The sequence below is a fragment of the Photorhabdus caribbeanensis genome (genome assembly GCF_018448885.1).
Classification (GTDB): Bacteria; Pseudomonadota; Gammaproteobacteria; order Enterobacterales; family Enterobacteriaceae; genus Photorhabdus; species Photorhabdus caribbeanensis.
Genome location: NZ_RCWB01000022.1, coordinates 60,462 through 83,015 on the forward strand (window position 1 = coordinate 60,462; position 22,554 = coordinate 83,015).

General features: G+C 43.6%; 20 protein-coding genes. 19 read left to right on the forward strand and 1 reads right to left on the reverse strand.

Annotation, left to right across the window (positions count from 1 at the left end):
- Positions 1-3 precede the first annotated feature (3 nt).
- From rpsB to tilS, 18 genes are all read left to right on the forward strand, one after another.
- Positions 4-729: a 30S ribosomal protein S2 gene (gene rpsB, locus EAE90_RS15150; RefSeq protein WP_214054160.1), complete on the forward strand. Its 726-nt coding sequence runs from the start codon at positions 4-6 to the stop codon at positions 727-729.
- Positions 730-878: 149 nt separating this feature from the next.
- Entirely contained in the window at positions 879-1,730 is an 852-nt protein-coding gene (tsf, locus tag EAE90_RS15155; protein WP_214054161.1) for a translation elongation factor Ts, read from the forward strand.
- Between the two features lie 154 nt (positions 1,731-1,884).
- Positions 1,885-2,613: a UMP kinase gene (gene pyrH, locus EAE90_RS15160; protein WP_036781253.1), complete on the forward strand. Its 729-nt coding sequence runs from the start codon at positions 1,885-1,887 to the stop codon at positions 2,611-2,613.
- 119 nt (positions 2,614-2,732) lie between these two features.
- Positions 2,733-3,290, forward strand: a complete 558-nt coding sequence (gene frr / locus EAE90_RS15165) for a ribosome recycling factor (protein WP_214054162.1) — start codon at positions 2,733-2,735, stop codon at positions 3,288-3,290.
- A gap of 142 nt (positions 3,291-3,432) precedes the next feature.
- The gene (ispC, locus tag EAE90_RS15170; protein ID WP_214054163.1) at positions 3,433-4,629 is read left to right on the forward strand and encodes a 1-deoxy-D-xylulose-5-phosphate reductoisomerase; all 1,197 of its coding nucleotides are present in this window, start codon (positions 3,433-3,435) and stop codon (positions 4,627-4,629) included.
- A gap of 283 nt (positions 4,630-4,912) precedes the next feature.
- Positions 4,913-5,608 (forward strand): (2E,6E)-farnesyl-diphosphate-specific ditrans,polycis-undecaprenyl-diphosphate synthase, encoded by a 696-nt coding sequence (gene ispU, locus EAE90_RS15175; RefSeq protein WP_246550811.1) that lies wholly within the window; start codon positions 4,913-4,915, stop codon positions 5,606-5,608.
- A gap of 9 nt (positions 5,609-5,617) precedes the next feature.
- Positions 5,618-6,466 carry a phosphatidate cytidylyltransferase gene (gene cdsA, locus EAE90_RS15180; RefSeq protein ID WP_214054164.1) on the forward strand — a complete coding sequence of 283 codons (849 nt, stop codon included), beginning with the start codon at positions 5,618-5,620 and terminating at the stop codon, positions 6,464-6,466.
- A 29-nt stretch (positions 6,467-6,495) separates the two neighbouring features.
- On the forward strand, positions 6,496-7,851 hold the full coding sequence (gene rseP, locus EAE90_RS15185; protein WP_214054165.1) for a sigma E protease regulator RseP: 1,356 nt from the start codon (positions 6,496-6,498) through the stop codon (positions 7,849-7,851).
- A gap of 34 nt (positions 7,852-7,885) precedes the next feature.
- Complete coding sequence (gene bamA / locus EAE90_RS15190; RefSeq protein ID WP_214054184.1) at positions 7,886-10,279, forward strand: outer membrane protein assembly factor BamA; 2,394 nt, start codon at positions 7,886-7,888, stop codon at positions 10,277-10,279.
- A gap of 110 nt (positions 10,280-10,389) precedes the next feature.
- The gene (skp, locus tag EAE90_RS15195) at positions 10,390-10,887 is read left to right on the forward strand and encodes a molecular chaperone Skp (protein WP_214054166.1); all 498 of its coding nucleotides are present in this window, start codon (positions 10,390-10,392) and stop codon (positions 10,885-10,887) included.
- Positions 10,888-10,890: 3 nt separating this feature from the next.
- Complete coding sequence (gene lpxD / locus EAE90_RS15200) at positions 10,891-11,919, forward strand: UDP-3-O-(3-hydroxymyristoyl)glucosamine N-acyltransferase (protein ID WP_214054167.1); 1,029 nt, start codon at positions 10,891-10,893, stop codon at positions 11,917-11,919.
- A 154-nt stretch (positions 11,920-12,073) separates the two neighbouring features.
- Complete coding sequence (fabZ, locus tag EAE90_RS15205) at positions 12,074-12,526, forward strand: 3-hydroxyacyl-ACP dehydratase FabZ (protein WP_036781244.1); 453 nt, start codon at positions 12,074-12,076, stop codon at positions 12,524-12,526.
- Between the two features lie 3 nt (positions 12,527-12,529).
- Complete coding sequence (gene lpxA, locus EAE90_RS15210) at positions 12,530-13,318, forward strand: acyl-ACP--UDP-N-acetylglucosamine O-acyltransferase (RefSeq protein ID WP_214054168.1); 789 nt, start codon at positions 12,530-12,532, stop codon at positions 13,316-13,318.
- 4 nt (positions 13,319-13,322) lie between these two features.
- Positions 13,323-14,507 carry a lipid-A-disaccharide synthase gene (gene lpxB / locus EAE90_RS15215; protein ID WP_214054169.1) on the forward strand — a complete coding sequence of 395 codons (1,185 nt, stop codon included), beginning with the start codon at positions 13,323-13,325 and terminating at the stop codon, positions 14,505-14,507.
- Positions 14,504-15,094, forward strand: coding sequence for a ribonuclease HII (gene rnhB, locus EAE90_RS15220; protein ID WP_214054170.1), 591 nt, complete (start codon positions 14,504-14,506; stop codon positions 15,092-15,094). The genes lpxB and rnhB overlap by 4 nt, the downstream gene beginning before the upstream one ends.
- Positions 15,095-15,151: 57 nt before the next feature.
- Complete coding sequence (gene dnaE, locus EAE90_RS15225) at positions 15,152-18,634, forward strand: DNA polymerase III subunit alpha (RefSeq protein WP_214054171.1); 3,483 nt, start codon at positions 15,152-15,154, stop codon at positions 18,632-18,634.
- A gap of 12 nt (positions 18,635-18,646) precedes the next feature.
- Positions 18,647-19,606 carry an acetyl-CoA carboxylase carboxyl transferase subunit alpha gene (accA, locus tag EAE90_RS15230; RefSeq protein ID WP_214054172.1) on the forward strand — a complete coding sequence of 320 codons (960 nt, stop codon included), beginning with the start codon at positions 18,647-18,649 and terminating at the stop codon, positions 19,604-19,606.
- Positions 19,607-19,819: 213 nt separating this feature from the next.
- Positions 19,820-21,148 (forward strand): tRNA lysidine(34) synthetase TilS, encoded by a 1,329-nt coding sequence (gene tilS / locus EAE90_RS15235; RefSeq protein WP_214054173.1) that lies wholly within the window; start codon positions 19,820-19,822, stop codon positions 21,146-21,148.
- A 32-nt stretch (positions 21,149-21,180) separates the two neighbouring features.
- Here the strand turns inward: tilS and rof are convergent, their stop codons facing one another.
- Positions 21,181-21,447 carry a Rho-binding antiterminator gene (rof, locus tag EAE90_RS15240; protein ID WP_036781226.1) on the reverse strand — a complete coding sequence of 89 codons (267 nt, stop codon included), beginning with the start codon at positions 21,445-21,447 and terminating at the stop codon, positions 21,181-21,183.
- Positions 21,448-21,782: 335 nt separating this feature from the next.
- On the opposite strand from rof, the gene nlpE reads away from it, so the two are divergent.
- Positions 21,783-22,448, forward strand: a complete 666-nt coding sequence (nlpE, locus tag EAE90_RS15245; protein ID WP_214054174.1) for an envelope stress response activation lipoprotein NlpE — start codon at positions 21,783-21,785, stop codon at positions 22,446-22,448.
- Positions 22,449-22,554 lie beyond the last annotated feature (106 nt).

The following is a 22,554-nucleotide window of genomic DNA, read 5'->3' on the forward strand; positions in this document are numbered from 1 at the left end:
ACAATGGCAACTGTTTCCATGCGCGATATGCTGCAAGCGGGCGTTCACTTCGGTCACCAGACTCGTTACTGGAACCCAAAAATGAAACCATTCATCTTTGGTGCTCGTAACAAAGTGCATATCATCAACCTGGAAAAAACTGTTCCAATGTTCAATGACGCGTTAGCTGAACTGAACAAAATTGCTTCACGCAAAGGCAAGATTCTGTTTGTTGGTACTAAGCGTGCTGCGAGCGAAGCGGTTAAAGAAGCAGCTCAGAGCTGTGATCAATACTTCGTTAATCACCGTTGGTTAGGTGGTATGTTGACTAACTGGAAAACCGTTCGTCAGTCCATCAAACGTTTGAAAGATTTAGAAGCACAGTCTCAGGACGGTACTTTTGACAAACTGACCAAGAAAGAAGCGTTAATTCGTTCTCGTGAACTTGGTAAGTTAGAAAATAGTCTGGGCGGTATCAAAGATATGGGCGGCTTACCTGACGCTCTGTTTGTTATCGATGCTGAACATGAACACATTGCTATCAAAGAAGCAAACAACCTGGGTATCCCAGTATTTGCGGTTGTTGATACTAACTCTGATCCAGATGGCGTTGATTTCATCATCCCTGGTAACGATGACGCAATCCGTGCAGTAAAACTGTATCTAAGTGCTGTTGCTACTGCTGTTCGTGAAGGTCGTTCTCAAGATCTGGCTGTTCAGGCAGAAGAAAGCTTTGTAGAAGCTGAATAATAAGGCAAGCTCATTATTGAGCCCTTATTAACCAGGTATTGAAATATATTGGTTAGGGGGCCTGTTATGGCCCCCTTTTACGTATCTAATATAAGAACTATCCATGCGGAATACTCTCTTCCTGCGGGATACATCGAGGAATAAAACAAATGTCTGGAATTACCGCTGCTTTGGTAAAAGAACTGCGTGAGCGTACTGGCGCAGGTATGATGGAATGTAAAAAAGCGCTGGTTGAAGCTAATGGTGATATCGAGTTAGCGATTGACAACATGCGTAAATCAGGTCAAGCGAAAGCGGCCAAGAAGGCTGGCCGTGTTGCTGCTGAAGGTATCATCCTGGCGGAAGTGGCTGCTGATGGCAAATTCGGCGCTTTGGTTGAGCTGAACTGTGAAACTGACTTCGTTGCTAAAGATGCTGGCTTCATGGCTTTCGGTAAAGAAGTTATGGCGGCAGTATTGGCTGATAAAACCTCTGATATTGAAACGCTGAAAGCTAAGTTCGAAGAACAGCGTACTGCACTGGTTGCTAAAATCGGTGAAAACATCAATATTCGTCGCGTTTCTGTATTAGAAGGCGAACAACTGGGTACTTATCTGCATGGTGCGCGTATCGGTGTTCTGGTTGCGGCTGAAGGCGCTAATGAAGAGCTGATTAAGCATGTGGCTATGCACATCGCTGCAAGCAAGCCAGAATATGTTAACCCAAGCGATGTACCTGCTGATGTGGTTGAGCGTGAGCACCAAATCCAACTGGATATCGCAATGCAGTCTGGTAAGCCACGTGAAATCGCAGAGAAAATGGTTTCTGGCCGTATGAATAAATTCACCGGCGAAATCTCTCTGACAGGTCAGAATTTCGTGATGGATCCGAGCAAAACAGTTGGCGATCTGTTGAAAGAAAACAACGCTAAAGTGACCAGCTTCATCCGTTATGAAGTGGGTGAAGGTATTGAAAAAGTTGAGACTGATTTCGCAGCAGAAGTTGCTGCAATGAGTAAATAGTCTTAATTTTTACAAACAGGGCCGCCAAATGGCGGTTCTGTTTTATCTAGTCTAAACTGCCTGCTTCCAGTAGGCGTTGAGTTTTAGCATCTGGTCAGAATGACCCGGATGTATGTAAATCCCCAATATACTTTTCTGCTTAGGACAGAACATCATGGCAACCAATGCAAAACCCGTATATCAGCGTATCCTGCTTAAACTCAGTGGCGAAGCCCTGCAAGGTGCAGAAGGTTTTGGTATAGATGCCAGCGTTTTAGATCGCATGGCTCAGGAGATCAAAGAACTGGTTGAGTTAGGCGTACAGGTCGGTGTCGTCATTGGCGGTGGTAATCTGTTTCGTGGTGCTGGCTTGGCAGAAGCAGGAATGAACCGTGTAGTCGGCGACCACATGGGCATGTTGGCAACAGTAATGAATGGTCTGGCAATGCGGGATGCATTACACCGCGCCTATGTGAACGCCCGTCTAATGTCTGCAATTCCTTTAAATGGCGTTTGCGATAACTATAGTTGGGCAGAAGCGATTAGTTTGTTACGTCATGGTCGTGTTGTTATTTTCTCTGCGGGTACCGGCAATCCGTTCTTTACTACAGATTCGGCAGCGTGTTTGCGTGGTATTGAGATTGAAGCAGATGTTGTGCTAAAAGCAACTAAAGTAGATGGTGTTTACTCGGCTGATCCGGCTAAAGATTCAGAAGCGGTATTGTTCGATAAGCTCTCTTATCAGCAGGTATTAGAGCGTGAATTGAAAGTTATGGATTTGGCGGCATTCACTCTGGCTCGTGATCATAGCTTACCCATTCGCGTATTTAACATGAATAAGCCGGGGGCGTTACGTCGTGTGGTGATGGGGGAAAATGAAGGTACCCTGATTTCTCATGAGTAATGTTCAAAGACACCAGAGATGTTTGGCGGTATGATGAGTCGCCTGATACGCCAAATTTAACAAATCATGGCCATAATGACTTATGGCTTGAAAACAACCAGTTCCCAAGGGTTTGTAACGTGATTAATGAAATCAAAAAAGACGCACAAGACCGTATGGAAAAGAGCGTCGAAGCACTTAAAAACCAAATTAGCAAGATTCGTACTGGCCGAGCTTCTCCTAGTCTGCTGGATGGTATCACTGTTGAGTATTATGGTGCGCCAACGCCTTTGCGTCAGCTTGCTAACGTTGTCGCTGAGGATGCACGTACCCTGGCTATCACGGTATTTGATCGTACTATAACGCCGGCGATTGAAAAGGCAATCATGGCTTCTGATTTAGGGCTGAATCCATCTTCTGCGGGGACAACAATCCGTGTTCCTTTGCCTCCATTGACAGAAGAGCGCCGTAAAGATTTGATTAAGCTGGTTCGTGGCGAAGCTGAGCAGGGGCGTGTCTCTGTGCGTAATATTCGTCGTGATGCTAACGACAAAATCAAAGCGCTGTTGAAAGACAAAGAGATCAGTGAAGATGATGAGCGTCGTGCGCAGGATGATATTCAAAAGCTGACGGATAATTTCATCAAAAAAGTTGATGAAGCTTTGACGAAGAAAGAAGAAGAACTGATGGAGTTCTAATCTCTTTCATGCGATACATCAGCGCTGCTATCGTGCGGCGCTATTTTTTTATTCGGCATTTCTCTGAAGTCATGAGCGTTCATAGCCAGGCAAATCAGACAAGTATCAATACACACCAAATAAAACAATTCAGAGCATCAGTATGAAAAGGTTGACCATTCTTGGTTCCACAGGTTCGGTAGGCAAAAGTACACTTACTGTAGTTCGCAATAATCCTGATAAATTTAAAGTAACAGCGCTTGCCGCTGGAAAAAATATCCAGGTTATGGCTGAACAATGTCTGGAATTTCGGCCTCAATATGCTGCGATGGCGGACGAAGTTTCCGCAAAAGAGTTGCGTCAGTTGCTCATTGAACAAGGTTGTAAAACTGAGGTATTTTTCGGGGAACAGGCTGCGTGTGATTTAGCTGCTTTGAATGATGTTGATCAGGTGATGTCTGGGATTGTTGGTGTTGCTGGTTTATTGCCAACGTTGGCTGCTATCCGAGCGGGTAAACAGATTTTACTTGCTAATAAAGAGTCGCTAATTACCAGCGGCCGGTTCTTTATGGATGCGGTGGCGAAACATAATGCTCAATTATTACCCATTGACAGTGAACATAATGCCATTTTCCAGAGCTTACCTGAAATCATACAGCGAAACCTTGGGCGCGAAGATCTAAAACAGCATGGAATTGCTAATATCATTCTGACAGGATCTGGCGGGCCTTTTCGTCATACTCCTTTGGATCAATTGGTTTTTGTTACACCGGACCAGGCTTGTGCTCATCCGAATTGGTCGATGGGGCGTAAAATTTCGGTAGATTCTGCGACAATGATGAATAAGGGGTTGGAATATATTGAGGCGTGTTGCCTGTTCAATGCATCTGCGGCGGAAATGGAAGTGGTAATTCATCCTCAATCGGTTATTCACTCTATGGTTCGTTATCAGGATGGCAGCGTTATTGCTCAATTAGGAACGCCGGATATGTGTACACCAATTGCCTATGCAATGGCGTATCCAAATCGTATTGCTTCTGGTGTTGAACCTCTTGATTTTTATTCTTTGGGTACACTGACGTTCTCGAAACCAGATTATGAACGGTATCCGTGCTTGAAACTGGCTATTGAAGCTTGTCACGCAGGTCAGGCTGCAACGACAGCCTTAAATGCAGCGAATGAAGAGATCGTTAAGGTTTTTTTACAAAATGGAATCTCTTTCACAGATATTGCAATTATAAACCGGCAGGTTGTAGAAAAACTAAATTTGCCGGAACCTCAGAGCATTGAGGAAGTCTTACAGATTGATAATCTCGCAAGAGATTTGGCTATGAAGACTATTCGTTCATTTATCAGATAGTCTTGGATTGGCAAATGGGTATTTGTCCGCATTTTTACCTGATGGTATAGTTTGCGTATAACTGTTGGTTGATATAATTAACGGTCCAGATTTTGGAAGTTCTCTTCCAGATAATTAGGCTTTTACCCGGGCCGTGGATACCAGACACGGCTTTTTTATGTTTGGATGCCTGAATTTGTAAGAGAATTACCCTGACCAGTAAAGGATTAATTGAGTGATATTATCCAGCAATCATCATCAAAGCGATTTATCGTCATTATTACCTAAACACGTTGCTATTATTATGGATGGTAACGGCCGTTGGGCAAAGAAACGAGGGAAATTAAGAGCTTTTGGTCATCGTGCGGGGATTAAAGCGGTACGGAGTGCGGTGAGTTTCTCGGCTAAACATAAAATAGAGTCATTGACGCTATACGCTTTCAGTAGTGAAAACTGGAATCGGCCGGAGCAAGAAGTCAGTTCTTTAATGGAATTATTTATTTTTGCACTAGATAGCGAAGTCAAAAGCTTACATAAGCATAATATTAGATTATCTGTTATTGGTGATATCAGCCGGTTCAGTGAGCGTTTACAGGATCGCATCCGTCGCTCAGTTAAGTTGACTGCTAATAATACGGGGCTGCAACTTAATATTGCTGCAAATTATGGTGGTCGTTGGGATATTGTTCAAAGTGTTCAGAAAATTGCTCGGCAGATTAAAGATAATGCCCTCGAACCACAGGATATTACTGAAGAATTAGTTAATAATTATATGAATCTAAGCCAGCAGCCTCAGGTTGATTTAGTCATCAGAACCGGAGGTGAGCATCGTATCAGTAATTTTCTGTTATGGCAGATAGCTTATGCAGAATTCTATTTTACCGATATACTTTGGCCTGATTTTGATGAAACCGTTTTTGAAGGTGCAATTAATGCCTTTGCTAAAAGAGAACGCCGGTTTGGCGGAACAATACCAGACGATGCCGATATGGGATCATAGGAGGAACTCTTGCTGAAGTACCGCCTTATAACGGCTGTGATATTAATCCCTCTTGTGATTGCCGCTCTGTTTTTGCTGCCGCCAGTGGCGTTTGGGCTGGTTATTATCGCTGTTTCAGCTCTGGCAGCATGGGAATGGGGGCAATTCGCTGGCTTATTTAGCCAAACGAAACGGGCTATTCTAGCGGCTCTGTTTGCTATTGGTTTATTAGCCTTACAGTATACTCTGCCGGATTTCACTGACTTGATTGGACAGCCGCAAATCACTTTTGCTCTATGGGGAGGGATGATTTGGTGGATTGTTGCGACGCTTCTGGTTGTCACCTATCCTTCTTCCGCTGTAATTTGGAAGAAATCCATTCTATTGCGCCTTTTGTTTGGTATCCTGACATTAGTGCCGTTTTACTGTGGAATGATGGTCTTACGGACTCAGGGGTATAGTGATAATTCATATTATGGCGCATGGTGGTTACTGTATGTCATGTTGCTGGTATGGGGGGCGGATTCCGGTGCTTATCTCTTCGGACGTACTTTAGGTAAACGTAAAATGGCGCCGAAAGTTTCTCCAGGAAAAACGCTGGAAGGATTAATCGGAGGGTTAATGACAGCGGCCATTATTTCATGGTTGTTTGGGAAATATGCTCCAGTACCTGCAATGCCTGAAAAACTTATGTTGTGTTCTGCTATTGTTGTTATCGCTTCTGTATTTGGTGATTTAACTGAGAGTATGTTCAAACGTGAATCAGGTATTAAGGATAGTAGCCAGCTAATTCCGGGGCATGGCGGTGTTATGGATCGTATTGATAGTCTGACTGCTGCGATCCCTGTCTTTGCCGGCATGATATTGCTGGTGTTTTGATCTCTCTGTTTGACGGCGTTTAAAAAAATATGATGGGAATTCTCTGGAATCTGGCGGCTTTTATTATTGCGCTAGGCATATTGATCACTGTGCATGAGTTCGGTCATTTTTGGGTAGCCAGAAAGTGTGGTATTCACGTTGAACGTTTCTCCATTGGTTTTGGTAAAGCGCTATGGCGGCGTGTGGATCGTCGGGGAACGGAATATGTCATAGCCCTTATTCCACTGGGGGGATATGTGAAAATGCTTGATGAGCGTGTTTCACCTGTTTCTCCTGAACACCGTCATATGGCATTCAATAATAAAACACTTGGTCAGCGTGCTGCGGTTGTCAGTGCCGGGCCAATTGCTAACTTTTTATTGGCGGCTGTGGTTTATTGGTTAGTGTTTATTATTGGTGTGCCGGCAATACGTCCTGTTGTTGCGGATATCAAACCAGATTCTATCGCTGCGCAGGCAAATATTTCATCAGGAATGGAACTAAAATCCGTAGATGGTATCGAAACGCCTGATTGGAATTCAGTTCGTTTTGCTCTGGTGGGTAAGATAGGCGACGATAACATGACTGTTCAGGTTGTCTCTCCAGGTTCATCATATCCGGTAGAGAAAACTCTGGATTTGCGGCAATGGAACTTTGATCCAGATAAGCAGGACCCTGTGTTGTCTCTGGGGATTATGCCTGTCGGCCCTCATTTGGATTCTCTGGTGGAAAAAGTTATCCCTGGCTCCGCAGCGGAAAAAGCGGGTTTGCAAAAGGGGGACAGGATAGTTAAAGTCGGTGATCAGGAAATAGATACTTGGCATACTTTTACATCCTTTGTCAGTAATAATCCGAATGCCCCGTTGGAACTTTCCGTGGATCGGGCTGGTCAAATTGTTCCTCTCTCTATGACGCCGGAAGTAAGACAACAATCCGGTGGCAGGAAAGTTGGTTTTGCCGGTGTGGAACTGCGAGTAGTGCCATTAGCCGATGAATATAGAATCGTTCAGCAATATGGGCCTTTCTCCGCCATGTATCAGGCTGGAGATAAGACTTGGCAACTGATGCGATTAACTGTCAGTATGATTGGTAAGCTGATCGTTGGTGATGTGAAAATTAACAACCTGAGTGGGCCTATCTCTATTGCCAAAGGGGCGGGGGTGTCGGCTGATTCCGGCTTGGTGTATTATTTGATGTTTTTGGCGCTGATAAGCGTCAATCTTGGGATTATTAACCTAATCCCATTACCTGTGTTAGATGGTGGACATCTGCTCTTCTTGTTTATCGAAAAGATAAAGGGTGGGCCGGTTTCCGAGCGTGTACAAGACTTCAGCTATCGCATCGGTGCCATGATACTGGTGTTATTGATGGGGCTTGCACTTTTCAATGATTTCTCCCGTTTTTAAAGCGGAAGACTGGTTAGGAAGACGCATTACAACGATGGCGATGAAAAAGTTACTCATAGCGTCGCTGCTGTTCGGCAGCGCCACTGCATACGGTGCAGACGGATTCGTAGTTCAGGACATTCACTTTGAAGGTCTTCAACGCGTCGCCGTAGGTGCAGCATTATTGAATATGCCAGTTCGCGTAGGTGATACGGTCAGCGATGAAGATATCGGTCGTACCATTCATGCACTATTTGCTACTGGTAACTTTGAAGACGTTCGTGTCCTGCGTGATGGCAATACACTTATTGTTCAGGTAAAAGAACGGCCGACTATTGCCAGCATCACTTTCTCCGGCAATAAATCGGTGAAAGATGACATGTTGAAACAAAACCTTGAGGCATCTCATGTTCGAGTCGGAGAAGCCCTTGACCGCACGATGCTGTCCAATATCGAAAGAGGGTTGGAAGATTTCTATTACAGTGTAGGTAAATACAACGCTAGTGTAAAAGCGGTTGTTACGCCACTTCCACGTAACCGTGTTGATTTGAAACTGGTTTTTGCTGAAGGTGTTTCGGCAAAAATCCAGCAAATTAACATTGTCGGTAATAAATCATTTTCTTCTGATGAGTTATTGAATCGTTTCCAACTTAGGGATGATGTGCCGTGGTGGAATCTGACTGCCGATCAAAAATATCAGAAACAAAAACTGACTGGCGACCTTGAAGCATTGCGCAGTTTTTACCTTGATCGCGGTTATGCCCGTTTCAACATTGATTCGACCCAGGTCAGTTTGACGCCAGATAAAAAAGGTATTTATGTCACGATAAATATGACTGAGGGGGATCAATACAAAATATCAGGTATTGACCTGAACGGTAATATGGCGGGTTATCAGTCAGAAATTACTAAGCTGGCTGCTATTGAGCCTGGATCTCTGTATAACGGGACTCAGGTGACTAAAATGGAAAATGATATCAAGAACTTGCTTGGTCGCTATGGTTATGCTTACCCACGAGTGATGACGCAACCTGAAATCAATGATCAGGATAAAACAGTAAAACTGCATGTCAATATTGATGCGGGTAACCGTTTCTATGTTCGTAAAATTCGTTTCTCTGGTAATGACACCACTAAAGATTCCGTTCTGCGTCGTGAAATGCGTCAGATGGAAAGAGCATGGTTAGGGAGTGATCTGGTTGAACTGGGTAAAGAGCGTCTTAACCGTTTGGGGTATTTCGAAACGGTAGATGTTGAAACTCAGCGTGTACCAGGCAGCCCTGATCAGGTAGATGTTGTTTATAAAGTGAAAGAACGTAATACCGGTTCTTTGAACTTTGGTGTTGGTTTTGGTACAGAAAGCGGCGTTAGTTTCCAGATTGGTGCTCAGCAAGATAACTGGTTAGGTACAGGTAATGCTGTGGGGATTAATGCTAGTAAGAACGATTATTCAACCTATGCAGAGCTCTCCTTCACCGATCCATACTTCACAGTTAATGGTGTGAGCCTTGGAGGCCGGATATTCTACAACGATTTCAGAGCCGATGATGCTGAATTGTCCGGTTATACTAACCAAAGTTATGGCATCGATGGTTTCCTCGGTTTCCCGGTTAATGAAAATAACGCTTTGCGTTTTGGGTTAAATTATGTTCATAACTCGCTGTCTGATATGCTTCCTCAAACAGCAATGTGGCGCTATCTAAAGGCTATGGGTGAGAAACCAGATTACGAAAGTAAAGCTGAGTTCAAAGCGGATGACTTTGCTTTGAATGTAGGTTGGACATATAACAACCTTGACCGTGGTTTCTTCCCAACATCCGGTGTGAAATCGACTCTGAATGGTAAAGTGACTATTCCTGGTTCGGATAACGAATTCTATAAAGTGACTCTTGATACTTCTGCGTATTATCCGATTAATGACGATCATACTTGGGTGATTTTGGGGCGTGGTCGTTTAGGTTATGGGGATGGATTAGGCGGTAAAGAGTTACCATTCTATGAAAACTTTTATGCAGGTGGTTCTAGTACGGTTCGTGGTTTCCGTTCTAACAATATCGGTCCTAAGGCTATTTACCTGAATAAGGACGGGTCGCCTAAGAAAGATAGCCCATCTCGTGATGCCGTGGGGGGTAACGCAATGGCGGTAGCCAGCCTTGAGTTGATTACTCCGACGCCATTCCTTGATAGTAAGTATTCGAATTCTGTCCGAACTTCATTCTTTATTGATTCAGGTACGGTTTGGGATACCTATTGGAATGATTCTGCTGCGATGAAGAGCAAAGGTATACCTGATTACAGCAAACCAGGTAATATCCGCGTTTCGGCGGGTATTGCATTGCAATGGATGTCTCCTTTAGGTCCGCTGGTGTTCTCTTATGCTAAGCCGATCAAAGACTACGAAGGTGATAGATCAGAGCAATTCCAATTTAATATTGGCAAAACCTGGTGATAATGCGTTTTTATCTTATTATTGATAGAGTAAGCTCTGAAATCGTAGGTTTCAGAGCATTGACTAAGTTTTCCAATAGGTTACAGATAGCGTGGTTTAAGGAGTTTATAGTGAAAAAATGGTTGTGTGCAGCAAGCTTTGGTATTGCATTAGCTTTCTCTGTTGGCGTTCAGGCAGCGGACAAAATTGCCGTTGTAAATGTTGGTGAGATTTTCCAGCAGCTACCAGCCCGCGAAGCTGTTGCGAAGCAGTTGGAAAATGAGTTTAAAAACCGCGCATCTGAATTGCAACGGATGGAAGCTGACTTGCAATCCAAGATCCAGAAATTACAGCGTGATGGCTCCACTATGAAATCCAGTGAGCGCACTAAGCTGGAAAAAGATGTGATGGCTAAGCGTGAAGAATTTGCCAAAAAAGCCCAAGCTTTTGAACAAGATCACCGTCGTCGCGAGATGGAAGAACGCAACAAAATTTTAAGTCGTATTCAGGACGCAATCAAAGTAGTTGCTGGCAAAGAAGGCTATGATGTCGTTATTGATGCGAATGCTGTTGCTTATTCAGTATCTGGCAAAAATATTACTGCAAGTGTGTTGAAACAGGTTAAATAATAGATGTCTTCAATTCGATTGGCTGATTTAGCACAGCAGTTGAATGCACAATTACATGGTGATGGCGATATCGTTATCACCAGTATTGCACCAATGCATTCCGCCAATAGCGAACAGATCACTTTTTTGTCTGACAGTCGTTACCGTGAACGTTTAGGTGAATGTCAGGCAGCCGCTGTCGTTCTTCAGGCGTCAGATCTTCCTTATTGCAATATTCCGGCGTTGGTTGTCGCCAATCCTTATCTGGCATATGCCTATATGGCTCAGATTATGGATACAACACCAGTTCCCGCACAGGATATTCACTCTTCTGCGGTGATTTCGCCTCAGGCAACTTTGGGTAAAAACGTTGCTGTCGGAGCCAATGCTGTTATCGAATCTGGCGTTGTTCTTGGTGACAATGTTGTTATCGGTGCAGGCTGTTTTATTGGTAAAAATACGCGTATTGGAGCGGGAAGTCGTCTTTGGGCGAATGTCTCTGTTTATCATAATGTTGAAATAGGTGAACAGTGTTTGATCCAATCAGGAGCGGTGATTGGGTCTGATGGTTTTGGCTATGCGAATGATCGTGGCAAGTGGGTTAAAATCCCTCAATTAGGTTCAGTCATTATTGGTGATCGGGTTGAGATTGGCGCTTGTACGACGATCGATCGAGGAGCTTTGGATAATACTATTATTGGCAATGGTGTCATTATCGATAACCAGTGTCAGATTGCTCATAATGTTATCATTGGTGACAATACGGCAGTTGCTGGCGGTGTGATCATGGCCGGTAGTCTGAAAATTGGTTGTTACTGTATGATTGGCGGCGCCAGTGTAATTAATGGACATATGGAAATCTGTGATAAGGTGACAGTCACGGGAATGAGTATGGTGATGCGTCCTATCACTGAACCTGGTGTATACTCCTCTGGCATTCCGGCACAACCAAATAAAGTTTGGCGTAAGACGGCAGCTTTAGTCATGAATATCAATGAAATGAATAAACGTCTTAAGTCAATGGAGAGTAAACTGGAAGGCGAAAACGAGTAATTGCACTATATTTAATTGTACTAGATTTAATTGCACTATATTTTTATTTTTGGTTGTGTCTTATTTTGCGGCCTGCCTGGGAACTCTGGATTTGGGGTTTAAGCGGGCCGTGTCGTTAATACAATTAGTCCTTTTTGACAGGAAGAGTATTTAGATGAGTGATAATCATACTCTGCACATTGAAGAAATTTTAGATCTACTTCCACATCGTTATCCGTTTTTATTGGTGGATCGCGTTCTTGATTTTGAGGAAGGTAAATTCTTACGTGCAGTAAAAAATGTATCTTTTAACGAACCCTTCTTTCAGGGACATTTTCCCGGCAAACCTATTTTCCCTGGCGTTCTGATCCTTGAAGCTATGGCACAGGCTACCGGAATTCTGGCATTTAAGAGTGTGGGTAAACTAGAGCCAAATGAGCTCTATTATTTTGCCGCTATCGATGGTGCCCGTTTTAAACGTCCGGTAGTGCCTGGGGATCAAATGATATTAGAAGTAGAATTTATTAAGGAGCGTCGAGGGGTTGCGCGTTGTAGAGGCGTAGCGAAAGTCGATGGAGAAGTAGCTTGCGAAGCAGAAATGATGTGTGCTCGCCGTCGTGAGGTCTAGTCTATGATTGATGAAACCGCTTATATACATCCTAGCGCTATTGTGGAAGATGGTGCGGTTATCGGTGCTAATGTTCGTATTGGACCGTTTTGTTGTATTGGTTCTCAGGTTGAAATTGGCGAAGGTACAGAGCTGAAATCTCATGTTGTTGTCAATGGAATAACCAAAATCGGTCGTGATAACCAGATTTTTCAATTTGCTTCTATTGGCGAAATGAATCAGGACCTGAAATATCACGGTGAACCAACCCGAGTTGAAATTGGTGATCGTAACCGTATCCGCGAAAGTGTCACCATTCATCGTGGTACCGAGCAGGGTGGCGGTGTAACGAAAATCGGCAATGATAATTTGTTGATGATTAATGCCCATATCGCTCATGACTGTATTCTCGGTGATCGTTGTGTCATTGCTAATAATGGTACTTTGGGAGGGCATGTTATCCTGGGTGATTATGTCATCATTGGTGGTATGAGTGCGATTCATCAGTTCTGTCAGATAGGCTCTCATGCTATGGTGGGAGGATGTTCTGGTGTGGTGCAGGATATTCCGCCATATGTTATTGCTCAGGGGAATCATGCAACACCTTTTGGTACTAATGTCGAAGGTCTAAAACGCCGTGGTTTTGATAAAGAGTCATTGCATGCAATTAGAAATGCGTACAAGATTTTGTATCGTAACGGAAAAACGTTAGAAGAAGCACAACAAGAAATTGCTGAGCTGGCTGAAAATAATCAGCATGTAAAGATTTTCAGTGATTTTTTGGCAAATTCTACCCGCGGCATTATCCGTTAAGTAGATGAAGGATACTCCTTTGGCTACCATTTCTTCTATTGATAGTGTGCGTCCGTTGACTATTGGATTAATCGCCGGAGAAACCTCCGGTGATATCCTTGGTGCAGGTTTAATTCGTGCTTTAAAAGCGAAAGTGCCTAATGCCCGTTTTGTTGGTGTGGCAGGTCCTCTTATGCAGGCTGAAGGTTGTGAAGCCTGGTATGAAATGGAGGAGCTGGCAGTAATGGGGATTGTCGAAGTTCTCGGACGTTTGCCTCGTTTGTTGAAAATACGTAAGGATCTCACAACCCGTTTCACTGAATTGAAACCTGATGTGTTTGTAGGCATTGATGCGCCAGATTTCAATATTACCTTGGAAGGTCGGTTAAAACAGCAGGGCATCCGCACCATTCATTATGTCAGTCCGTCGGTATGGGCTTGGCGGCAGAAACGAGTTTTCAAAATTGGTAAAGCCACAGATATGGTCCTGGCTTTCTTACCTTTTGAAAAAGCGTTTTACGATAAGTTTAATGTTCCATGCCGGTTTATTGGGCATACGATGGCGGATGCCATGCCATTGCAACCAAATAAAGCAGCGGCGCGTGAACTATTAGGTATTCCGCCAGAGGCTGTTTGCTTGGCTTTATTGCCGGGGAGTCGCCATTCTGAGGTTGAGATGCTGAGTGCGGATTTTCTTAAAACTGCTCAGTTATTGCAGCAAAGCATATCTGATCTGCATCTATTTGTGCCGTTGGTGAATGCTAAACGGCGTGAGCAATTTGAGCGCATTAAGCAAGAAGTTGCGCCGGAGCTGAATGTTCATCTTGTGGATGGCAAGGCGCGAGAAATCATGATCGCAAGTGATGCCGCGCTTTTGGCCTCTGGCACCGCTGCCTTGGAATGTATGCTGGCAAAATGTCCAATGGTGGTTGGTTATCGGATGAAGCCATTGACTTTCTGGTTGGCAAAACGCTTGGTAAAAACGCCTTATGTTTCATTACCTAACTTATTATCCGGTGAAGAGTTAGTTAAAGAATTATTGCAGGAAGAATGTCAGCCGCAAAAACTTGCAGATGAATTATTGCCGTTACTACAAGGCAATGAAAAAGTTGAAGTATTGAAACAGACATTTTTACATTTGCATGAAAGCATTCGTTGTAATGCTGACGAACAAGCAGCACAAGCCGTGCTGGAATTGGCAGGAAAATGATGGAATTTATATATCCTCAGGCGAGTCTGATTGCTGGGGTTGATGAAGTTGGTCGAGGTCCATTAGTGGGGGCTGTTGTGACTGCCGCTGTGATTTTAGATCCGTTACGGCCGATAGTTGGTTTGGCTGATTCTAAAAAACTTAGTGAAAAACGCCGTGAGGCTCTGTATCTGGAGATCACAGAAAAAGCATTGTGCTGGAGTTTAGGGCATGCAGAACCGGCAGAAATTGATCAATTGAATATCCTGCATGCAACTATGCTTGCGATGCAGAGGGCTGTGGCTAATTTGCCTATTTCTCCTGAGTATGTGCTGATTGATGGTAATCGTTGCCCTAAATTACCCATGCCGGCGCAAGCAGTGATAAAAGGCGATGGACTGGTTGCTGAAATCAGTGCCGCTTCTATCGTGGCGAAAGTTACCAGAGACCGGGAAATGGCTGAACTTGATCAACTGTTTCCCGAATATGGATTTGCTAAGCATAAAGGGTACCCGACCGCATTTCATTTAGAAAAGTTGGCTCAGTTGGGGGCGACAGAACATCATCGTAAAAGCTTTGCGCCAGTTAAGAGAGCGATTGGCTTTTAAGTAAACTGGTTGACTGAATACCGCTATTCTTCAAATTGATATCATCTGGATAAATATATGGCCGAACCCCGTTTTGTGCACTTACGTGTTCACAGCGACTATTCAATGATTGATGGCTTAGCCAAAACCAGCCCTTTAGTGAAAAAGGTTGCGCAGTTAGGTATGCCGGCTTTTGCGATCACTGATTTTACCAATTTGTGTGGGTTGGTGAGATTTTACGGCAGCGCTCATGGAGCAGGAATAAAACCAATTATTGGTGCTGATTTTTATGTAGAAAGTGAACTGCTTGGTGATGAGTACGCTAGCCTCACCATTCTTGCGCGCAATAATACCGGTTATCATAACCTGACGTTGCTGATATCAGAGGCTTATCAGAAGGGATATGGTGCGATTGGTCCGACAATTAAACTAGAATGGCTGATAAACCATAAAGAAGGTCTAATCTTACTCTCTGGTGGCCGTATGGGAGATGTGGGGAAATTCCTGCTACGTGGTAATCAGGTTATGGTGGACCAATGCCTTGAGTTTTATCAGGAGCATTTTCCCGGCTGTTATTATTTGGAGTTGATCCGCACAGGGCGTGCAGATGAAGAAAGTTATCTGCATGCAGCGGTTGCATTGGCAACAGAAAAAAACTTGCCTGTCGTTGCAACTAATGATGTTCGTTTCATTGATAGCGAAGATTTTGATGCACATGAGATTCGCGTAGCGATTCATGATGGCTATACTTTGGCTGACCCCAAACGCCCGAAAAATTACAGTCCTCAGCAATATCTGCGTAGTGAACAGGAAATGTGTGAGCTATTCGCTGATATTCCTGAAGCGCTGGAAAACAGTGTAGAAATTGCTAAGCGCTGTAATGTCACTATTCGCCTTGGTGAATATTTCTTGCCGCAATTCCCTACGGGAGAAATGAGTACTGAAGATTATCTGATAGATAGATCTAAACAAGGGTTGGAAGAACGCTTGGCATTTCTCTATCCGGATCCTAAAGTACGTGCAGAAAAACGTCCTGAATATGATGAGAGACTCGATGTTGAACTTCGGGTTATCAACCAGATGGGGTTCCCTGGCTACTTTCTGATCGTGATGGAATTCATTCAGTGGTCGAAAGACAATGGTGTTCCTGTAGGCCCTGGACGTGGTTCGGGTGCAGGTTCTTTGGTGGCTTATGCCCTGAAAATAACCGATCTCGATCCTTTGGAATTTGATCTGCTATTTGAACGATTCCTAAACCCTGAACGTGTTTCTATGCCCGATTTTGACGTTGATTTCTGTATGGAAAAACGTGATTTGGTGATTGAGCATGTGGCTGATATATATGGTCGTGACGCCGTATCTCAGATCATCACATTCGGTACAATGGCAGCGAAAGCGGTAATCCGGGATGTTGGCCGAGTGCTAGGGCATCCATACGGATTTGTTGATAGGATTTCCAAATTAATACCGCTTGATCCTGGTATGACGTTGGATAAAGCATTTGCCGCGGAGCCTCAACTTCCTGAAATCTATGAAGCGGATGAGGAAGTTAAGGCGCTGATAGATATGGCGCGTAAATTGGAAGGTGTCACTCGTAATGCCGGAAAACACGCGGGCGGGGTAGTTATCGCCCCAACTAAGATCACCGATTTCTCGCCTCTCTATTGTGACCCGGAAGGTTTGAACCCGGTTACTCAGTTTGATAAAAACGACGTGGAATATGCAGGGTTGGTGAAATTTGACTTCCTCGGGCTGAGGACACTGACCATTATCAACTGGGCATTAGAGATGATCAACGCGCGTAGAGCGAAGAAAGGTCTAGAGCCGATTGATATTGCAGCCATTCCGCTGAACGACGCTAAAAGCTTTGATATGCTGCAACGCGCTGAAACAACAGCGGTATTTCAGCTTGAATCCCGTGGTATGAAGGATCTGATTAAACGTCTGCGTCCCGACTGCTTCGAAGATATGATCGCGCTTGTTGCTTTATTCCGTCCGGGTCCTTTGCAATCAGGCATGGTAGATAACTTCATTGACCGCAAGCACGGCAGGGAAGAGATCTCATATCCGGATATACAGTGGCAGCATGAATCTTTACAGCCAGTGTTAGAGCCAACTTACGGCATTATCCTTTACCAAGAACAAGTGATGCAGATTGCTCAAGTACTGGCGGGATATACTCTCGGTGGTGCAGATATGCTCCGACGAGCGATGGGCAAGAAAAAGCCGGAGGAGATGGCTAAACAGCGTTCTGTCTTTGAAGAAGGCGCAAAAAAACTGGGTATTGATGGCCAACTGGCAATGAAAATCTTTGACCTGGTAGAGAAGTTTGCCGGTTACGGATTTAACAAATCTCACTCTGCTGCGTATGCCTTGGTTTCTTATCAGACCTTATGGCTGAAAGCACATTACCCGGCTGAATTCATGGCTGCGGTAATGACTGCTGATATGGATAATACAGAAAAAGTTGTTGGTTTGATTGATGAATGCTGGCGCATGGGGCTGAAAATCTTACCACCTGATATTAATAGTGGCTTGTATCATTTCCACGTTAATGATGACGGGGAAATCGTATATGGTATTGGTGCAATTAAAGGGGTAGGTGAAGGGCCGATTGAAGCGATCATCGAAGCTCGTCAGAAAGGTGGTTATTTTAGAGAACTGTTTGATTTATGTGCCCGTGTTGACATCAAGAAGTTAAATCGCCGAGTGATGGAAAAACTGATCATGTCAGGGGCATTTGATCGTTTGGGGCCGCACCGTGCAGCACTGATGTCTACACTGGAAGATGCCCTAAAAGCGGCAGACCAACATGCTAAAGCAGAAGCTACTGGTCAGACTGATATGTTTGGTGTATTAGCGGAAGAGCCAGAAGAAGTGGAACGCTCTTATGCCAATATTCCTCAATGGGCGGAACAGATTGTTCTTGACGGTGAACGGGAAACGTTGGGTCTCTATTTAACTGGGCATCCTATTACCCGTTATTTAAAAGAAATTGAGCGCTATACTAATGGATTGAGGTTAAAAGATGTGAATCCAACACCACGCGGTCAGGTAACGACTGTGATAGGGTTGGTGTTAGCGTCCAAGGTGATTATAACCAAACGGGGTAACCGGATTGGTATTTGTACCCTAGATGACCGTTCAGGACGTCTAGAAGTTATGTTGTTTTCCGATGCTTTGGAGAAATATCGGCATTTGTTAGAACAAGACCGGATATTAATTGCTACAGGGCAGGTCAGCTTTGATGACTTCAATGGCGGTCTTAAAATGACAGCTCGTGAATTAATGGATATTAGTGAAGCGCGTGAAAAATATGCGCGTGGGCTTGCTATCTCGCTGTCAGACAGGCAAATTGATGATCAATTGTTGAACCGTCTTCGTAGTGCATTGGAACCACATCGTTCAGGAACGATACCAGTTCATCTTTATTACCAGAGGGAAGACGCCCGCGCCCGTTTAAGATTTGGCGCGACGTGGAGGGTAACGCCAACGGATAACCTTCTGACAGATTTGCGAACTCTGCTGGGTAATGAGCAGGTAGAATTAGAATTTGACTAAAATAGGAATGTTATGAGTCTGAATTTTCTTGAATTTGAACAGCCGATTGCCGAGCTGGAAGCGAAAATTGATTCGCTAACCGCAGTTAGCCGTCAAGGTGAAAAATTAGATATAAATCTGGATGAAGAAGTACAACGTTTGCGAGAAAAAAGTCTGGAGTTGACTCGTAAAATCTTTTCAGATTTAGGTGCCTGGCAAGTTGCTCAGCTTGCCCGTCATCCACGTCGTCCGTATACGTTGGACTATATTCAGCATATTTTTACTGATTTTGAAGAGCTTGCGGGTGATCGCGCTTATGCTGATGACAAAGCAATTGTTGGTGGTTTGGCTCGTCTTGATGGGCGTCCAGTGATGGTTATTGGTCATCAAAAAGGCCGTGAAACCAAAGAAAAAATTCGCCGTAATTTCGGTATGCCGGCGCCGGAAGGATATCGTAAGGCTTTGCGCCTGATGGAAATGGCAGAGCGCTTTAAACTGCCAATTATTACTTTCATTGATACTCCTGGTGCATATCCAGGGGTTGGTGCAGAAGAGCGTGGTCAATCTGAGGCGATTGCTCGCAACTTGCGTGAAATGTCCCGACTGTCTGTGCCTGTTATTTGTACCGTAATTGGTGAAGGTGGCTCTGGTGGCGCATTGGCGATTGGTGTTGGGGATAAAGTGAATATGCTGCAATATAGTACTTATTCTGTTATCTCCCCAGAAGGTTGTGCCTCAATTTTGTGGAAAAGCGCGGAAAAAGCACCTTTGGCGGCAGAAGCTATGGGGATTATCGCCCCTCGTTTGAAAGAATTGGAATTGATAGATACTGTGATCTCAGAGCCATTAGGTGGCGCTCATCGTGACTATGAAGCAATATCCGCGTCGTTGAAAGCTCAGTTGTTGGTTGATCTGGCAGAACTTGATCATCTGACATCTGAAGAGTTAATCGACCGTCGATATCAGCGCTTAATGCAATATGGTTATTGTTGATATCTGAGTTCATCGTTTGGATTAGGGATGGAAATAATTGTAACTGATAGATTTCAGCTATTTCCATCCCTTACTGTTTCTGATTTATTTATTTTGTATTTTTAATGAAAGTGACGGAAAGCGTTATTAACGGGCAGTTATCTTAAACTGAATAAAATAGGCGATAACGAATTAATTCATATTATTGCACATTAGAGAACGCTTGAATCTGTAATGACAAACATTAATGAGCGACTATTTGTCACTTTGGCTAAACAGCTTGGTGAATATAAGAAAATTCTGGTTGGATTCAGTGGTGGGTTAGATTCCTCTGTTTTGCTTCATTTGCTGGTTAATTGGCGTAATCAACATAATCAGGAGATTCAACTAAGAGCAGTGCATGTTCACCACGGTTTAAACTTAAAAGCAGATCAATGGGTTGAGCATTGCCAGCAGATTTGTGATGACTGGCAAGTGGAGTTTCATTCTGCAAGAGTCACGATAGATGCTCGTCAAAAGGGGATTGAGGCTGCGGCTCGCGATGCTCGATATCAGGTATTCAAGCGTGAATTACAAAAAGATGAAGTTTTGGTAACAGCTCAACATCTTGATGATCAGGCGGAGACTTTTTTACTGGCATTAAAGCGAGGTAGTGGTCCGGCAGGTCTTGCTTCTATGCCTTCAATCGCTGTATTTGCTGGTACATTATTATTACGTCCGTTACTTGACTATAGTCGGAATGAATTGGAACTGTATGCCAGTAAACATCGTCTGAATTGGATTGAAGACGACAGTAATCAAGATGATCGTTATGACAGAAATTTTCTGCGCTTACATATCATGCCGTTACTGAATCAACGTTGGCCGCATTTCTCTCAATCTGTTGCTCGTAGTGCAAGTTTATGTGGTGAACAAGAGCAGCTTCTAGATGAATTACTGAATGAGTCTCTGAAAGAGCTGATAACTCAAGATGGTGCTTTGGGTATTCCGTCTTTGGCTGTATGTTCAGAAGCCAAACGAAATGCTTTGTTACGCCGCTGGTTTGGTTATCATGAGATGAAAATGCCTTCACGAGAGCAGCTTAACCGGCTTTGGTATGAGGTGGCTCTTGCTCGTACTGATGCTGAGCCTCGGCTACAATTTGGTAAATATGATGTACGCCGTTATAAGCAGAAACTCTGGTTGGTTCCTCAATGGCAATCTTTGAGAGAGACTATTCTTGAGTGGGATATTTGCAATACTTTGGTATTACCGGATCGCTTAGGAGAATTGAATATTGCTGATTACGGTATTCAAGTAAGGGCCCCGGCTGATAATGAACGAGTGACTATTCGCTTTGGTGTCCAAGGAATGATAAGTATTGTGGGGCGTCAACACTCCCGGCATAGTAAAAAATTGTGGCAAGAACTTGGGGTTGCTCCGTGGCTTAGAGAGCGAATTCCATTGCTTTATTACAACGAACAATTGATAGCGGCGTTAGGTGTTTTTGTCACCAAGGAAAGTGAAGCGGTAGAAGGAAGAGAGATGTTAACAATTAACTGGCATAAAACGCTATTAAAATAAAAAGTTAAGCCGCCAAAGGCGGCTGTTTTCTATCAAGATTCAGAGTGTTCAATAGTAATAGTGCCAATTTTAGGGTGACTGAAACTGGCAATATGATCTAACCGCAATTCACGGGGTTTACCTTCTGTTTCAATTATCAAGTATTCAACTTTTTTTCTTAAAACCAAATCACAGGCTTTTCCTTCAATAACTTCCCCGCCCCGCAACTTTATGTGGAGATGGAGCTGATGTTGGCAAGTTGACTCAAGATTGTCGTAGTCGTCACAGTTAATTGGTTGATATTCAGTATTTATAGACATATTCGCTCACCACTATGGTTAGTGGCGGTTATTGCCGCCCGTGGTTGTTAAAAATTGTAACTCAAAAGCACTGTTAATGACTATAGCACAGGAAATCAATCGTGATTAATGAATAACTTTGGTTATTCATTCTGAACAGTAAATAAATAAAAGTCTTATTTCACAGCAAGTTCCTGACAAAAGTATTAAAATCAGCCTACGTTATTTTACTATTATTGGGTAACATCCTTAAGAAGGACAGCACTTACGCTATTAGGCTTGAATAATCAGCTATGTTCCTTGTGTTACTTATAAGATGAGAATTATAGAGCTCATTATACCGTGTGGAGATAAATGTGAATAAAAAACTTTTGACAGCGTTAGTTGCAGTGGGCGTATCTGCTTTGATGGGATGTAAAGGTAACTCAGTACAGCAAACGAGTTCACAGCCAGTAGATCAGACTTTTCATGGTACTCTTCCTTGCGCTGATTGTTCTGGTATTGATACCACACTGTTATTGGATAATGACGGTACTTATATTCTGGAGCAAACTTATCTTGGTGCTCGTGATGGGGACCAGTCATTCTTTGAATCTGGTCTATGGGCAAAAGATGGAGAGAAAATTCGCCTGACAAAATCAGATGACCAGAAATCTTATTATCTGCCGAAAGGTGAAAACTTGGTAATGCTCGATATTGAAGGCAACAAAATTGAATCATCATTCAATTATGAACTGCAACGGGTAAAACCGAAGAAACTGGCGGGTGAATACAGTTATATGGCTGATGCTGCTTTGTTTACAGATTGTAGTACGGGTAAGCGGTATGCTGTAACGGAAAGTCTGGATTTGGAGCAAGGCTATCATCAAGTCGGTGTGGAAGGTGGAACGCCGGTTTATGTTGAAGTCGAAGGCTATTATAGCGTTCGTCCTTCAATGGAAGATGGACAATTTGATCCTGCCCTGATTCAGACAGGCAAAATCCATTTCGATAAATCGAAATCTTGTAATATGAAGAAATAATTTTAGCTTCATTCAGCATACATGGTGATAATGGGCTAAGAAGCGTAAAATGCTCTGTTGTGACATGACCATTATCACCATATTATCTAATAAGTTACTGAAATAA

Bases quoted from the DNA above. Each gene is read 5' to 3' on its own strand.
- rpsB (WP_214054160.1), top strand. From the start codon at position 4: ATGGCAACTGTTTCCATGCGCGATATGCTGCAAGCGGGCGTTCACTTC.
- rnhB (WP_214054170.1), top strand. From the start codon at position 14,504: ATGATGGAATTTATATATCCTCAGGCGAGTCTGATTGCTGGGGTTGAT.
- ispU (WP_246550811.1), top strand. From the start codon at position 4,913: ATGGATGGTAACGGCCGTTGGGCAAAGAAACGAGGGAAATTAAGAGCT.
- lpxD (WP_214054167.1), top strand. From the start codon at position 10,891: ATGTCTTCAATTCGATTGGCTGATTTAGCACAGCAGTTGAATGCACAA.
- tsf (WP_214054161.1), top strand. From the start codon at position 879: ATGTCTGGAATTACCGCTGCTTTGGTAAAAGAACTGCGTGAGCGTACT.
- lpxA (WP_214054168.1), top strand. From the start codon at position 12,530: ATGATTGATGAAACCGCTTATATACATCCTAGCGCTATTGTGGAAGAT.
- rseP (WP_214054165.1), top strand. From the start codon at position 6,496: ATGATGGGAATTCTCTGGAATCTGGCGGCTTTTATTATTGCGCTAGGC.
- fabZ (WP_036781244.1), top strand. From the start codon at position 12,074: ATGAGTGATAATCATACTCTGCACATTGAAGAAATTTTAGATCTACTT.
- tilS (WP_214054173.1), top strand. From the start codon at position 19,820: ATGACAAACATTAATGAGCGACTATTTGTCACTTTGGCTAAACAGCTT.
- lpxB (WP_214054169.1), top strand. From the start codon at position 13,323: ATGAAGGATACTCCTTTGGCTACCATTTCTTCTATTGATAGTGTGCGT.
- pyrH (WP_036781253.1), top strand. From the start codon at position 1,885: ATGGCAACCAATGCAAAACCCGTATATCAGCGTATCCTGCTTAAACTC.
- accA (WP_214054172.1), top strand. From the start codon at position 18,647: ATGAGTCTGAATTTTCTTGAATTTGAACAGCCGATTGCCGAGCTGGAA.
- bamA (WP_214054184.1), top strand. From the start codon at position 7,886: ATGGCGATGAAAAAGTTACTCATAGCGTCGCTGCTGTTCGGCAGCGCC.
- rof (WP_036781226.1), bottom strand. From the start codon at position 21,447: ATGTCTATAAATACTGAATATCAACCAATTAACTGTGACGACTACGAC.
- dnaE (WP_214054171.1), top strand. From the start codon at position 15,152: ATGGCCGAACCCCGTTTTGTGCACTTACGTGTTCACAGCGACTATTCA.
- ispC (WP_214054163.1), top strand. From the start codon at position 3,433: ATGAAAAGGTTGACCATTCTTGGTTCCACAGGTTCGGTAGGCAAAAGT.